This is a genomic window from Streptomyces sp. NPDC022910 (assembly GCF_055561075.1).
In genome coordinates this window covers 14287-28135 of sequence record NZ_JBVHHL010000047.1, presented here as the reverse complement: position 1 = coordinate 28135, position 13849 = coordinate 14287, and the positions used below count along the sequence as shown (strand labels likewise).

At 70.4% G+C, this 13849-nt stretch carries 18 protein-coding genes and 1 tRNA gene; 17 read left to right on the top strand and 2 right to left on the bottom strand.

Annotated features, from left to right (window positions below):
• The first annotated feature begins 36 nt into the window (after positions 1-36).
• The 5 genes from ACZ3TS_RS32050 to ACZ3TS_RS32030 all read left to right on the top strand — a co-directional run bounded on the left by ACZ3TS_RS32050 (position 37) and on the right by ACZ3TS_RS32030 (position 3093).
• The gene (locus ACZ3TS_RS32050; protein ID WP_467624833.1) at positions 37-714 is read left to right on the top strand and encodes an HdeD family acid-resistance protein; all 678 of its coding nucleotides are present in this window, start codon (positions 37-39) and stop codon (positions 712-714) included.
• A gap of 94 nt (positions 715-808) precedes the next feature.
• Complete coding sequence (locus tag ACZ3TS_RS32045; RefSeq protein WP_467624832.1) at positions 809-1150, top strand: hypothetical protein; 342 nt, start codon at positions 809-811, stop codon at positions 1148-1150.
• A gap of 54 nt (positions 1151-1204) precedes the next feature.
• A complete protein-coding gene (locus tag ACZ3TS_RS32040) occupies positions 1205-1351 on the top strand; it encodes a hypothetical protein (protein ID WP_467624830.1) in 147 nt (48 codons plus the stop codon).
• 625 nt (positions 1352-1976) lie between these two features.
• Positions 1977-2273: a type II toxin-antitoxin system VapB family antitoxin gene (locus ACZ3TS_RS32035; RefSeq protein WP_004943146.1), complete on the top strand. Its 297-nt coding sequence runs from the start codon at positions 1977-1979 to the stop codon at positions 2271-2273.
• A 169-nt stretch (positions 2274-2442) separates the two neighbouring features.
• Positions 2443-3093: a LytR C-terminal domain-containing protein gene (locus tag ACZ3TS_RS32030; protein WP_467624829.1), complete on the top strand. Its 651-nt coding sequence runs from the start codon at positions 2443-2445 to the stop codon at positions 3091-3093.
• A gap of 81 nt (positions 3094-3174) precedes the next feature.
• Here the strand turns inward: ACZ3TS_RS32030 and upp are convergent, their stop codons facing one another.
• Positions 3175-3810: a uracil phosphoribosyltransferase gene (upp, locus tag ACZ3TS_RS32025; RefSeq protein WP_467624827.1), complete on the bottom strand. Its 636-nt coding sequence runs from the start codon at positions 3808-3810 to the stop codon at positions 3175-3177.
• A gap of 186 nt (positions 3811-3996) precedes the next feature.
• On the opposite strand from upp, the gene ACZ3TS_RS32020 reads away from it, so the two are divergent.
• The 9 genes from ACZ3TS_RS32020 (at position 3997) to ACZ3TS_RS31980 (ending at position 9413) form a co-directional block, all read left to right on the top strand.
• Positions 3997-4182, top strand: coding sequence for a hypothetical protein (locus ACZ3TS_RS32020; protein ID WP_467624826.1), 186 nt, complete (start codon positions 3997-3999; stop codon positions 4180-4182).
• A gap of 287 nt (positions 4183-4469) precedes the next feature.
• On the top strand, positions 4470-5003 hold the full coding sequence (locus ACZ3TS_RS32015; protein ID WP_467624889.1) for a tRNA adenosine deaminase-associated protein: 534 nt from the start codon (positions 4470-4472) through the stop codon (positions 5001-5003).
• A gap of 66 nt (positions 5004-5069) precedes the next feature.
• Positions 5070-5498: a tRNA adenosine(34) deaminase TadA gene (gene tadA, locus ACZ3TS_RS32010; RefSeq protein WP_467624887.1), complete on the top strand. Its 429-nt coding sequence runs from the start codon at positions 5070-5072 to the stop codon at positions 5496-5498.
• Between the two features lie 68 nt (positions 5499-5566).
• Positions 5567-5651 (top strand) — tRNA-Ser (locus ACZ3TS_RS32005).
• Positions 5652-5845: 194 nt separating this feature from the next.
• Complete coding sequence (locus ACZ3TS_RS32000; protein ID WP_467624824.1) at positions 5846-6022, top strand: hypothetical protein; 177 nt, start codon at positions 5846-5848, stop codon at positions 6020-6022.
• 49 nt (positions 6023-6071) lie between these two features.
• A complete protein-coding gene (locus ACZ3TS_RS31995) occupies positions 6072-6365 on the top strand; it encodes a Dabb family protein (protein WP_467624822.1) in 294 nt (97 codons plus the stop codon).
• Between the two features lie 183 nt (positions 6366-6548).
• Entirely contained in the window at positions 6549-7460 is a 912-nt protein-coding gene (locus ACZ3TS_RS31990) for a SigB/SigF/SigG family RNA polymerase sigma factor (RefSeq protein WP_467624819.1), read from the top strand.
• A 245-nt stretch (positions 7461-7705) separates the two neighbouring features.
• The gene (locus ACZ3TS_RS31985; protein WP_467624818.1) at positions 7706-8617 is read left to right on the top strand and encodes an RNA polymerase sigma factor SigF; all 912 of its coding nucleotides are present in this window, start codon (positions 7706-7708) and stop codon (positions 8615-8617) included.
• Positions 8618-8876: 259 nt separating this feature from the next.
• Positions 8877-9413, top strand: coding sequence for a hypothetical protein (locus ACZ3TS_RS31980; RefSeq protein WP_467624815.1), 537 nt, complete (start codon positions 8877-8879; stop codon positions 9411-9413).
• Positions 9414-9431: 18 nt separating this feature from the next.
• Here ACZ3TS_RS31980 and ACZ3TS_RS31975 read toward each other — a convergent pair whose 3' ends face one another.
• Positions 9432-9629: a hypothetical protein gene (locus tag ACZ3TS_RS31975; RefSeq protein WP_467624814.1), complete on the bottom strand. Its 198-nt coding sequence runs from the start codon at positions 9627-9629 to the stop codon at positions 9432-9434.
• Between the two features lie 219 nt (positions 9630-9848).
• Here ACZ3TS_RS31975 and ACZ3TS_RS31970 point away from each other — a divergent pair, with 219 nt between their 5' ends.
• From ACZ3TS_RS31970 to ACZ3TS_RS31960, 3 genes are all read left to right on the top strand, one after another.
• The gene (locus tag ACZ3TS_RS31970) at positions 9849-10352 is read left to right on the top strand and encodes a MarR family winged helix-turn-helix transcriptional regulator (RefSeq protein WP_467624812.1); all 504 of its coding nucleotides are present in this window, start codon (positions 9849-9851) and stop codon (positions 10350-10352) included.
• A 94-nt stretch (positions 10353-10446) separates the two neighbouring features.
• Positions 10447-12897 carry an MFS transporter gene (locus ACZ3TS_RS31965; protein WP_467624885.1) on the top strand — a complete coding sequence of 817 codons (2451 nt, stop codon included), beginning with the start codon at positions 10447-10449 and terminating at the stop codon, positions 12895-12897.
• Between the two features lie 109 nt (positions 12898-13006).
• Positions 13007-13828, top strand: coding sequence for a YceI family protein (locus ACZ3TS_RS31960; RefSeq protein ID WP_467624809.1), 822 nt, complete (start codon positions 13007-13009; stop codon positions 13826-13828).
• Positions 13829-13849: the final 21 nt, after the last annotated feature.

The following is a 13849-nucleotide window of genomic DNA, read 5'->3' as shown; positions in this document are numbered from 1 at the left end:
GTGGTGGGACGTCCGAGCCCGGTCCAAGCATGGACCATGACCGACGCACCGAGCGGCTCCCCCCAGGGACCCGAGTACGACGACCGCCGCGTCCACGCCATGCGTGACGCGCACGCGCCGACACCGCCGACGGCGGGCATCGAGCCACCCTTCGAGGGGTTCGTGCACCTCCTCTCCCGCACCGCCTGGCAGGTCGTCCTGGTCACGGGCGTCGCGTCCCTGATCCTGGGGATCCTGGTCCTCGTCTGGCCGGGACCCTCCCTGCTCGCCGCCGGGGTCCTCTTCGGCGTCTATCTCATCGTCAGCGGCGTACTCCAGCTGGCGTCCGCCTTCGGCACGCACGCGGCCACCTCGCTGCGCGTGCTGGCCTTCATCAGCGGCGCCCTGTCGATCCTTCTGGGCCTGTTCTGCTTCCGCGGCCCCCTGGAGTCGATCCTGCTGCTCGCGCTGTGGATCGGCATCGGCTGGCTGATCCGCGGAATCACCCAGACCATGGCCGCCGCCCACGACCCGGCGGTGCCCGCGCGCGGCTGGCAGATCTTCCTCGGTGTCGTCACCTTCATCGCCGGGATCGTGCTGATCGTCTCGCCGTTCAAGTCGATCGCCGTACTCACCCTGGTCGCCGGCTGGTGGCTGCTCGTGGTCGGCGTCGTCGAGATCGTCACGGCGCTCCGGATCCGCGGCCGTGCGCAGCAGATTCCTCGTACTGTCTGACCGCCGTCAACGCGACGCCCCACACATACGCCGAGCGAGCGGTTTAGCGGCCGACACGATGAACGATGCTCGTCAGGCGGGGAGATGACCTCCTGTGAGCCTCACCCTGCATGCCCCGCGCACCGCCCGCCGGTACGCCTGGCTGCGGGTGCTCGTCGTGCTCGTCGCGCTGCTCGCGACCGGCGCGCACACCGGGGCGGTGGCGGCACACTCCGGCGCGGTGTCCGCGGATCAGGCGTGCGACGCGGAGTACGACGCACTCGCCCCGGCGCCCGGGCCCGCGAGTCCTCAGGCACACCGCACCGTCGCGTCGCCGCGGCCGGGTCCGCAGCCCGGCGCCAGGCCCTCCGGCCCCGTCGACTTCCCTATCGCCCCCGCACAGGCGCCGTACTCCCCCGCGCTGTACGCCCTGCGCACGGTAGTCCTGCGCTGCTGACAGGTCCGGTTCCCCCGAAACCGCCAGCACTGCCAGCAATGCGAGGACACCGTCATGCTCATCGACCCGTACGCGGTCCTGCACGCCCTGCTGCGTGCCGAGGCCGCGCGCAGCACGAAGCCGCGACCGAAACCCGAACCGGAGTCCGACGCCGGGGAAGAACCCCGGCCGTCGGCCCCGCCCGAAAGGGACGCCGAGTAGCACGCACAGCGGCCGCCCCGGGGCCGGGCGGCCGCTCCTCCCGTTCGTCCCCTGCCGCCGCCAGACCGACATGACGCAGCGAAGGCCGATCAGGGCCGGGGCTCACGACCGTGGCACGTGTGGAGGGTCCGTGACGGACGCGACCGCACCACCGCCCCCGGCCGGAGCCTGCGACAGCCCATCCGGGCCGCAACTCACCACCATGCCACCCACAGAAGAGCCCACAGCGGACGCGCACCCGACCGCACCGCCCGCAGCCCGACTCCACGACAGACCATCCGGGCCACGACTCACCACCATGGCGCCCACGGAGGAGACCGTGGCGGACGCGGCCGGACCTGGTGGGCGCGCCGCCCGGCCGCGGTGGGCGGAAAGGCATGGAACTCCGCCGGAGAGCCCGGTGTCCGGATCCGATCGACCCCGACCGCGCCGGGAGCGCACCTGGTCGTTCCCGGGAGCACGGGCGCGCATCGCAGCGCCCCGGGCGTCATGCTCCCGGGCACGCTCCCGGCTGCGGCTGATCTCCACGCCGCTCCCGTTTTGCCCCTGTTTACCGTGCCTTTTCCTGTGCCGCACTCCGTCGCCATGGCTGCGCCCGGAACGTCTTGACCGGTAGGCTTTCCGTGTGATCTTCAAGCGCATCGGAAACGGCCGGCCGTACCCCGACCACGGCCGGGAAAGCACCCGGCAGTGGGCGGACGTCGCGCCGCGCCCGGTCCGCCTCGATCAGCTCGTGACGACCAAGCAGCAACTCGACCTGGAGACTCTCCTCGCCGAGGACTCGACGTTCTACGGCGACCTCTTCGCGCACGTCGTGAAGTGGCAGGGCGACCTGTACCTGGAGGACGGCCTGCACCGCGCGGTCCGCGCGGCACTGCAGCAGCGCCAGGTCCTGCACGCGCGAGTGCTCGAACTCGACTGAACCCCGGGCTTCCCCGCCCCTTTCGGCGCGCCGCTCCACCTTTTGTGACGCCCGTTCACCTCCGTGCGTCCGGTCGCTGCAGGGGCCTTTGACCCTTTCGGGTTGGACTGGGGGGCGCCCAATGATCATCTAGTAGGCATTGCCGTTCCGGCGCACTACGCTGCGCCTCATGAGCATGCTGACTCCCCCCGGCATGGGCGGCCAGTACCGGATCACGGGAGACAAGTACCCGCGGATGCGCCGACCCCGGCGCCGCGGCAGGCTCGCGTTCGCCGTCGTCGCGTCCGTGGCCGCCATCGGGCTGATCGGCTGGGGGACCCTGCAGCTCATCGATGTGTTCAGCGGCCGCGGCGGCAAGACGTCGGCGTCCGGCGCGAAGGCGGACTGCACGACCAAGGCGAGCGCGTCGCCCGCGGCAAACGCCAAGGCGCTGCCCGAGCCCGGCCAGATCACGGTGAACGTCCTCAACGCCACGCCCCGCAGCGGCCTCGCCAAACAGACCGCGGACGAACTGAAGAAGCGCGGCTTCCACATCGGCGATGTGGGCAACGCGACCGAGGAGTTCGACAAGAAGGTCAAGGGCGTCGGGATACTGCTCGGCCCCAAGGCCGCCCTCGACACCACGTTGCCCGTCCTCGGCACGCAGGTCCAGGGCGTCGAGCGCCGTACGGACACGTCCCGCACCGGCGCGGCGGTCGACCTGATCCTGGGCGACGGGTTCAAGTCGCTGTCGAGCAAGACGGACGCGGACAAGGCCATGGCGGCGCTGACCGGTCCGGCATCGTCGTCGACGGAGAAGAACGCCAAGAAGGGCTGCTGAGGGCGCCGCCCGTACGGGACCCGGAAACCGCGGGAGCGGGTGCGTCCCGTACCGGGAGCGCGCCCGCCACCCGAACGCCGCTTACTCGGCCGCCCCGTAGAGCCGGTCCCCCGCGTCGCCCAGTCCCGGCACGATGTAGCCGTGCTCGTTGAGGCGCTCGTCGACCGCGGCCGTCACCACCGTGACCGGCGTACCCGCCAGTTCGCGCTCCATGACCTCGACGCCCTCCGGAGCGGCGAGCAGCACCACGGCCGTCACGTCGTCCGCGCCACGCTTGATCAGCTCCTGGATCGCCGCGACGAGCGTGCCGCCGGTCGCGAGCATCGGGTCCAGGACGTACACCTGGCGCCCCGAGAGGTCCTCCGGCATGCGCGAGGCGTACGTGGAGGCCTGGAGCGTCTCCTCGTTGCGGATCATGCCGAGAAAGCCCACCTCGGCGGTCGGCAGCAGCCGGACCATGCCGTCGAGCATGCCGAGGCCGGCCCGCAGGATCGGCACGACCAGCGGGCGCGGATGGGAGAGCTTGACGCCGGTGGTCGCTGAGACCGGGGTCTCGATGTCGACCTGCTCGGTGCGCACGTCCCGCGTGGCCTCGTAGGCGAGCAGGGTGACGAGTTCGTCGGCGAGCCGACGGAAGGTCGCGGAGTCGGTGCGCCGGTCGCGCAGCGTGGTGAGCTTGTGGGCGACCAGAGGGTGGTCGACGACGTGGAGACGCATGTTCATAACAGTAACCGGGCTCTCCGGCCCCGCCGCGCCGCCGTACGGCTGCGCACAGCCGCCCGCTCGCCGAGCCGCCCACGTCGGATCCCTCCGCCTTCGCCCACCTCGGATCCCTCTGCCGCCCTGGCATCGAACCCCCCATCAGAGGGAAAGTGGGAGGGACACAACCGGGGTGGTGTGTCTATGTCCGACCGGGAGTCCCACGAGGAACCCGAAGCGCGGGAGACGGACGCCGAGCGCATGCGGCGCCGGGCCCGGTTCCTGCGCGAACTCGCCGAGGCGCGCGAGCTGCGCGACCGCGTCCGGCCCCGCCGCGCCAAGGCCGCCCGCCTGCGTCACGCCATGCGCATGCGCACCTTCCGCTGGTAGTGACGCGGCCGCCTTGGGGGTGGCCGTGCCACCACACGGCCCCGGGCCGCGTACGATCCGCAGGTGGCGGCAATGAGTGCGCTGGTGAGTGGCCTGCTTCGAGTGGACTGCTTTGATCGGAGTATCCGCGATCAAAACGGCCAGACACAGGGAGCCGAAGACGTCCCCTGAACGCCTTGTTTCTGCCACGATTCCGAGTGGGCGGGGCTCGGACTAGCCTTCCCCGCCCGCAACCTCCGCCGGGGGAACCCCCAACCGGCACGCCTATGACCAGTGGGAGAGTCACGGTGTACTTCGCCGCACTGCTCGCGCGCACCGAAGACGGGTGGGAAGCGAGCGACACAGAGCTCGACGATGTGGAGACCCTGTCGGATCTGACCGACCTGGCCCGCGACGCCTCGGTCGACGAGGACACGGTGCTCGTACTCATCGAGCAGGAGGACGCGTGGTTCGGCGTCGTCCGCGTGGACGGCGAGGACGATCCTCGTATCTACGTTTCGGACGCCTCCGCCGCCGCCCGCAGCTCGTACGGCGAGATCCTGCTCACCGACGAACTCCTCGGAAGGGAGCCCGGCGACGACGGCGCCGACCTGGACTCCCTCGACCTCGACGGCACCGAGGACGGTGAGCCCGAGGACGCCGACGACGAGGACGGGGCGACGGCGGACACCGCCGTGCCGCACGGCCCCGTGGGAGACAGCGAGATCCTCGACGACCTCGGTGTCGGCGAGAAGGAGCTGCGCGCGCTGGACGCCGAGGACGCGCTGAGCTCGATCGCCGACGCCCTGGGCGCCTCGGAGGTTCTGGAGACCGTCCGCTAGGAGCACCGAGTGACCGAGGACGGGACGCCGGCCCCCGATCCGGTGCGCGATCGGTGGCGGGCAGCGATGCGGCTCGCCCTGGACGAGGCCGGGCGGGCCGCCGAGGCCGGTGACGTCCCGGTCGGGGCCGTCGTGCTGTCCGTGGACGGCTCGGTGCTCGCCACCGGGCACAACGAACGCGAGGCGACGGGCGATCCGTCGGCCCACGCGGAGATCCTCGCGCTGCGCCGGGCCGCGATAGCCCTCGGCGAGTGGCGGCTGCCCGGCTGCACGCTCGTCGTCACGCTGGAGCCCTGCACGATGTGCGCGGGCGCGGCACAGCAGTCCCGGGTGGACCGGCTGGTCTACGGCGCGCGCGACGAGAAGGCAGGCGCGGTCGGATCGCTGTGGGACCTGGTGCGCGACCGGCGCCTCAACCACCGCCCCGAGGTCGTCGACGGCGTGCTCGCGGACGAGTGCGCCCGGCTTCTCACGGACTTCTTCAGAAGCCGCTGAGTCCCGCTCCCGGCGGCCCCGGGAAACGGATTTCAGACCACGCCCCACCTTGGGGTAAGGTCTCCCTCGGTAGCGTGTCCGAGCGGCCGAAGGAGCTCGCCTCGAAAGCGAGTGTGGCGCAAGTCACCGAGGGTTCAAATCCCTCCGCTACCGCCGGAGAAGGGCCCCGTCGTCAGGCGGGGCCCTTCGTGCGTTCTTCCGGCTCCTCGTTCCTGAGGGCCGTGGGGGGACGGGCGACGTGAGGACTTGGTGCATACGTGATCTTTTGCGAGCCCCGAACACCTGGCCGCGTTAGACTCACGCCGGCGAACGGGCCCCGCGGGGCGGAGGAGACGGGGGAGGCCGCGGTGGCGGTACAGGGAAAGAAGATCGCGCTGTACGCGGTCGTGGTCTTCGCGCTCTACGTGATCATCACCGACCCGGCCAGAGCCGCCGACTACGTCCAGATAGGGTTCGAGGGCATTTCGAATGCCGCCAAGGCCATCGGCCACTTCATGACGTGGATCGCCAACGGGGCCAAGTGAGACTTCCCGTGGCCGGGCGGCCACCGTCGTCGCCACCCTGGGAGCACCCGTGATCCGGCACCTGGTCCTCTTCAAGCTCAACGAGGGCGTCCAGCGCGACGACCCGCGCGTCGTGGAGGGTGTGCGCGCCTTCGAGGCCCTCGGCGACCTGATCGAGGAGCTGCGCTTCTGGGAGTGCGCCTGGAATATCAGCGACCGGCCCATCGCCTACGACTTCGCGATCAACTCGGCGGTGGACGACACGGACGCGTTGCGGCGGTACATCGGGCACCCCGCACACCAGGCGGGCGTCGCGCTGTGGCGCGAGTTCGCCACTTGGGTGATCGCCGACTACGAAATCTGAGCGACACCGAGCACGGATTCCGGGCGACACCACCCGCGAAGCCCCCCACCGGAAACGGTGGGGGGCTTTCCTGCGTAATGTGCCCCAACTCTCCCTCAACACGGAGTTATGCGGTGCTTGCACACAGTGTCCATTTCTTGTGATGCTATGACCGCTTTTGACGGTGAATTGACGGATGCGTGGATGGACGAAGAGGTGGCGTTGACCGTGTCGGCCAGTACCGCGCCGCCCCAGGACGAGGCTCCGGCCCCCGCCCCCGGCCGGCCCCACGAATCCGCCACGCCCCACGCGCCTCCTCAGGAAGCCCCTCCTTCCGCGACCCCTCAGAAGCGCCGCGGCGCCGACACCCGGGCTCTCACCCAGATGCTCTTCGCCGAGCTCAAGGAGCTGGAGCCGGGCACTCCGGAGCACCATCGCGTGCGCGGGGCGCTCATCGAGGCGAACCTCCCGCTCGTGCGCTACGCCGCGGCGCGCTTCCGTTCCCGCAACGAGCCCATGGAAGACGTGGTCCAGGTCGGCACCATCGGTCTGATCAACGCCATCGACCGCTTCGACCCCGACCGGGGCGTGCAGTTCCCGACCTTCGCGATGCCGACCGTCGTCGGCGAGATCAAGCGCTACTTCCGCGACAACGTCCGCACGGTCCACGTACCGCGCCGGCTGCACGAGCTGTGGGTCCAGGTCAACAGCGCGACCGAGGACCTGACGACGGCGTACGGACGATCCCCCACCACCGCCGAGATCGCCGAACGGCTGCGCATCACGGAAGAGGAGGTGACGAGCTGTATCGAGGCGGGCCGCTCGTACCACGCGACCTCCCTGGAGGCCGCCCAGGAGGGCGACGGGCTGCCGGGCCTGCTCGACCGGCTCGGCTACGAGGACCCCGCGCTCGACGGGGTCGAGCACCGCGACCTCGTACGGCATCTGCTCGTCCAGCTGCCCGAGCGGGAGCAGCGGATCCTGCTGCTGCGCTACTACAGCAATCTCACCCAGTCGCAGATCAGCGCCGAACTGGGAGTCTCCCAGATGCATGTGTCAAGGCTCCTCGCCAGAAGTTTCGCGCGCCTCAGATCCGCAAACAGGATCGATGCATAGCTCACGAGAGCGAACCGCCCGCAAGGGCTCTTCCCGACAGTTCTGTGCTGAAAGAACCTCAGAACCCTCCCAACCAGGGCGCATTCACGTCTCGCATGTCGACATGTCACTACAGCGTGTTGCCGACATGTGACATTCTTCCGGGAGCGCGTTTGCCGCAGCCTCGCGGCCGGTATTCAGGTGGAGGCTGCGTTCCTCCGACGGGAGCGTCCGCCGCGACCGTCCCGCGACCCAAAGGGGGTGGCATGTCCGCAGACCAGGGCAGCTCGAAGGTGCTCACGCTCATGCAGAGCGACTCCGCGCCCGACGTGCTTCAGGACCTTCAGGCCCCTCAGGACCTCCCGAGTGCCGAGGCCCTTCCGGCTCCCGAGGCCCAGGACCTTCCGTCCTCGGGAGCCATCGACACCCGCACCCTGTCCCGCTCCCTGTTCCTGCGTCTCGCCGCACTCGACGAGAACAGCCCGGAGCGCGCCTACGTCCGGGACACGCTCATCGAGCTGAATCTCCCGCTCGTGCGGTACGCGGCCGCCCGCTTCCGCAGCCGCAACGAACCGATGGAGGACATCGTCCAGGTCGGCACGATCGGGCTGATCAAGGCGATCGACCGCTTCGACTGCGAACGGGGCGTGGAGTTCCCGACGTTCGCGATGCCGACGGTCGTGGGCGAGATCAAGCGGTTCTTCCGGGACACGTCGTGGTCGGTGCGCGTACCGCGCCGCCTTCAGGAGCTGCGCCTGGCCCTCACCAAGGCCAGCGACGAGCTGTCGCAGAAGCTGGACCGCTCGCCCACGGTCACCGAACTCGCCTCCGTGCTGGGCGTGTCCGAGGAGGACGTGGTCGACGGCCTCGCGGTGGGCAACGCCTACACGGCGTCCTCCCTCGACTCCCCGGCCCCCGAGGACGACGGCGGCGAAGGCTCCCTCGCGGACCGCCTGGGCTACGAGGACTCGGCCCTGGAGGGTGTGGAGTACCGCGAGTCCCTCAAGCCGCTGCTGGCCAAGCTTCCGCCCCGCGAGCGGCGGATCATCATGCTGCGGTTCTTCGCGAACATGACGCAGTCGCAGATCGGCGAGGAGGTCGGCATCTCGCAGATGCACGTCTCCCGGCTGCTGACCCGCACGCTGGCGCAGCTGCGGGAGGGCCTCATCTCGGACTGACTCGCGGCAGCGTCCCAAGGGGCGTCCGACAGCTCACGGTTCGCCTGAGGGTTCCTTATTGACGGAGCGTCAGCCACACTGGCGCGATGCTTCGAGCAACGTGGTTGCGGGGCCGTCGAGGGGCCGTGATCGGCGCCTCGACGGCCGTGGTGTGTCTGGGCGGAGTTCTGGCCGCGGGAGCGGGGACGGCTATGTCGCGGTCGGACCGGCGGGCGGCACCCCTGCGGCATCCGGCACCGCGGTGGCGCCGACCGGTGATGTGAGGCTGGTACCGCTGGAGGGATCCGCCGGCCCAAGGAGCGGGGCGAAACGCAGCACGACCGCCGCGGCCGACCACTCCCTTGCACCCGACCCGAGTTCAGTCGATACGGCCGAACCGGGCGGTGCGGCGGGCACCACCGGACCCACGGCCCACTCCACCAAGTCCGCTGCCGGAGACACGAGTTCGCCGTCGCCGACGGCGACCACCCCCCGTGCGACAGCCGCCGGTCCGGCCGCGCTGAGCGTGGGCGAACCCGTACGGGAGGCCACGGACCAGCGATGGTGCGAGAAGGTGGCCCTCTCCTTCCACAACACCGGCGTCAGCGCGGTGCGTTCGGGCACGGTGACCTTTGGCACGCACATCATCGGAGCGCTCCGGATCGACTGGGCGACGATCGAGTCCACGGACGCGCTGCCCGCACCGATCGCTGCCGGGGCGTCGGTGAAGAAGACCTGGACGGTGTGCGTCGACGCGTGGCGCGTGCCGCTGGGCATGCACATCGAGACGCGGGACGTGTCCGTCCAGTGGAAGTAGAGTCTGGCCCTCGTCGTCCTACTTCAGCGCCAGCCAGGCGACCGCGGCGACGATCACCACGGCGGCGACGACGCCGATGATCAAGCCCACGCGGGGGCCCGTGGATGTCTCCGGCTGCTGCCGGCCGCCCTGCGGCGCCTCGTCGACGAAGGCACGGAACATCTGGGTGCTGCCCGCGGGGTCGTAGTTGCCCTGGGGGCCCTGGGTGTTAGCCATGGCCCAGGACACTAGCGAATACGCGGGAACTGCCCAAGTGAGGGTTCTGTAAGCAGCTGGGGCCCGCACCGGGCGGGCCACCCGCACCCTCCCCACCTGCGCATTTACATTTGCAATACTTGCCTTTGCCAACTTTTTAGCCCAGGGGGTGGCATTTCGTTTGCCTGCAGCAACCAATCGCCCATATGGTTGCCCTAAGCAACGAATCTGAGAGGTGCGATGGCCGGGCGAGCGCAGTACGAAGAGCTGGCGCGCCAACTCAGCGCCGTCGGTGCCGTGAAAAGGGACCTCGGACGGATCCTGCCGCCCGACTGCCCGGGCGCCTCCGCCGCCGTGCTCACGCTGCTGGGCCGCCATGGCGACATGCGGATGAGCAAGCTCGCGGAACTCCTCGCCGTCGACATGTCGGTCACCAGCCGCCATGTCGCGCACGTCGCGGACCGCGGCTGGATCGAGCGCTCCCCCGACCCGACGGACAAGCGCTCCCGCATCCTGCGCCTGACGGACCCCGGCCGGGCCCAGCTCGACGAACTGTCCCGGCGCAGCACCGAACTACTGGCCGAGCGGCTGAGCGACTGGACCGACGACGACGTCGGCCGGCTCATCCAGCTCCTGTCGCGGCTGCGGGAGAGCTTCGGCGACTGCCGCACCGCGCCACGGCTCGCACAGCTCGCACCCGCGGCGGAATCCGTTGCTGACCCGACCACCCGTACACCCGTTTGAGAAACGTAAGAAAAGGAAGCCCATGGCAACGACCACACCAGCCGGTGTGCGGGCTCACGCCAAGCACGTGGGAGGCTCCCCGGACGGCGCTCCGATGACGCACCGGCAGATCATGGAGGCCCTCTCCGGGCTGCTGCTCGGCATGTTCGTGGCGATCCTGTCGTCCACGATCGTCTCCAATGCACTGCCGCACATCATCGGTGACCTCGGCGGCGGCCAGTCGGCCTACACCTGGGTCGTCACCGCCTCGCTGCTGGCCATGACCGCGACCACCCCCCTGTGGGGCAAGCTCGCGGACCTGTACAGCAAGAAGGCGCTCGTCCAGATAGCCCTCGTCATCTACGTCCTGGGCTCGATGGCCGCCGGTCTGTCGCAGAACCCCGGCATGCTCATCGCCTGCCGCGTCGTCCAGGGCATCGGCGTCGGTGGTCTGTCCGCGCTGGCGCAGATCGTCATGGCCGCGATGATCTCCCCGCGTGAGCGCGGCCGTTACTCCGGCTACCTCGGCGCCACCTTCGCCGTCGCCACCGTCGCCGGCCCGCTGCTCGGCGGTGTCATCACGGACACCTCGTGGCTCGGTTGGCGCTGGTGCTTCTACGTCGGCGTTCCCTTCGCGGTCATCGCGCTGATCGTGCTGCAGAAGACCCTGCACCTGCCCGTCGTGAAGCGGGACGTGAAGGTCGACTGGGCCGGCGCGTTCTTCATCTCCGCCGCGGTCTGCCTGCTCCTCGTCTGGGTGACCTTCGCCGGCGACAAGTACGACTGGCTGTCGTGGCAGACCTACACGATGGTGGCGGGCGCGGTCGTGCTCGGCGCGATCTTCGTCCTCGTCGAGTCCAGGGCCGCCGAGCCGATCATCCCGCTGCGCCTGTTCCGCAACCGCACCATCACCCTGTCGTCGCTCGCCTCGCTCTTCGTCGGTGTCGCGATGTTCACCGGCACGGTCTTCTTCGCCCAGTACTTCCAGCTGGCCCGCGACAAGTCCCCGACGATGTCCGGTGTGCTGACGATCCCGATGATCGCCGGCCTGTTCGTCTCCTCCACGGTCTCCGGCCAGGTCATCACCAAGACCGGCAAGTGGAAGGCCTGGCTGGTCAGCGGTGGCGTGCTCGTCACCGCCGGCCTGGGTCTGCTGGGCACCATCCGCTACGACACGGCGTACTGGAAGATCGCCATCTTCATGGCGCTGCTGGGTCTCGGCATCGGCATGATGATGCAGAACCTGGTGCTGTCCACACAGAACCAGGTGGCGCCCAGCGACCTCGGTTCGGCCAGCTCCACGGTCACCTTCTTCCGGTCCCTCGGCGGTGCCGTCGGCGTCTCCGCGCTCGGCGCGATCATGGCGCACCGGATCACCGACTACTTCAAGGACGGACTCGCCGACCTCAGCCCCAAGTACGCCAGGCTGGCCGCCCGTGCGGGTTCCGACGGCGCCATCCCGGACCTCGCCAAGCTGCCCCGGCCGCTGCGCACCCTCATGGAGAGCTCGTACGGCCACGCCATCGCGGACGTCTTCCTGATCGCCGCGTGCATGGCGTTCCTCGCCTTCGTGGTCACGCTGTTCATCAAGGAGGTCCCGTTGAAGACCAAGGGCGCTCTCGCGCAGGCCGCGACGTCCGAGTCGGAGTCGGAGCAGGCGCCGGCGGCCGCCGCCGAGACCTCCGCCCCCGCGGAGGAGAGGGTCCCGAGCTGGGCGGTGGCGAGCACCGAGGCGGCCCCCGACGGCACGCAGAGGCTGGCCGCCGTGGCCACGGTGGCCCCGCCGGCCTCCGCCGGTGAGGGCGGCGGTGTCCCGGTCCGCGGCTTCGTCCGCGGCGCCGAGAGCGCGCCGGTCCCGCAGGCCGCCGTCACGCTGATCTCCCTCGGGGGACGCCAGCTGGGCCGGTCGGTCGCACACGCCGACGGTGCCTACGCGGTGGACGCGCCGGGCGCGGGCAGCTACGTCCTGATCGCCTCCGCCGACGGCTACCAGCCGCAGGCCTCGACGATCCTCGTGCACGAGGAACCGGTGTCGTACGACATCCTGCTCACCGGCACCAGCGGCCTGACCGGTGTCGTCCGGGCCGTCGAGACCGGACTCCCGGTCAAGGACGCGATGGTGATCGTCACGGACGTCCGCGGCGATCTGCTGGCCACCGCCGCCACCGGCGAGCAGGGCGAGTTCTCGTTCGCCGAACTGGTGCCGGGCGCCGTGACCGTCGCGGTGAACGCCGTCGGCCACCGGCCTCGGGCCCTGCCCGTCGAGATCGGCGCCACCGGGGTCACCCGGCTGGACGTCGACCTCGACTCCGGTGCCCAGGTCCAGGGCATCGTACGGGCCCCGCACGGGCCCCTCGCGGACGCCCGCGTGACGCTGGTGGACGCGGCCGGCAACGTGGTCGGCACGGCCACCACCGGCACGGACGGGGCGTACGCCTTCACCGACCTGAACAGCGGCGAGTACACCGTGATCGCGACGGGCTACCCGCCGGCGGCGACGGCGGTGACGGTGAGCGGCCGCGGCGTCGACGACCACGACATCGAACTGGCCCACCCGGGCGAGTAGTCGGACCCCGGCTCGTGGGGGCGCGCTCTGAGCGGAGGTGCGCCCCTGCGGGCCGGATTTTTTTGAGCCTTCTACGGGGATATTCAAGGATTTAGAGGGAGACCACACGATGGGACTGACCGCACGGATCCGTACGCGGGACGGTTGGGCCGTGTCGCACGCGGTCGTCACCGTGACCGACATGACGGGTACGCAGATGCTGCGCGCCGAGGCCGACGGCGACGGGGTCGTCCGGGATGCGACCGCGCTGGCCCCCGGCGCGTACACCGTGATCGTGACCGCGATCGGGTACGCGCCCGCCGCCTCCAGCGCGATCGTCACGGCGAGCGGACGGGCCGAGATCGGGAGCGTGACGCTGGCTCGGCAGGGCGGAAGCGAACTGCCCCCGCCGGGGCCGTGGAGCATCGACCCGGCGCACTCCTCCGTGGGCGCGGTCGCCCAGCACCTGGGGATCTCCAGCGTGCACGGCCGATTCACGGACTTCGCCGGGCGCATCGAGATCGCCCCGGACGACGTGGCGAAGTCCCGCGTCGAGGCCGTCATCCGCGCCGCGTCCATCGACACCGGCAACGGCATGCGCGACAACCACCTGCGGTCGGCCGACTTCCTGGACGTCGAGAAGTACCCCGAGATCACCTATCGCTCGACCGGCCTGACGGCCGCGGGCGCCGACCGCTGGACGGTCCACGGGGAACTGGGCATGCGCGGGGTGGTACGCCCGGTCGACCTGGACCTCGCCTACCTCGGCACCGGTCCCGACCCGTGGGGCGGCACCCGCGCGGCCTTCCGCGCCACGACGGATCTGCGCCGCGAGGACTTCGCGATGAACTACAACCAGGTCGTCCAGGCAGGCATCGCCGCGATCGGCACCACGCTGAAGGTGGAGCTGGACATCCAGGCGGTGCAGGGGGAGTCGCTGCCGCAGGCGTAGGCACAGCGGGGTCACCCTGAT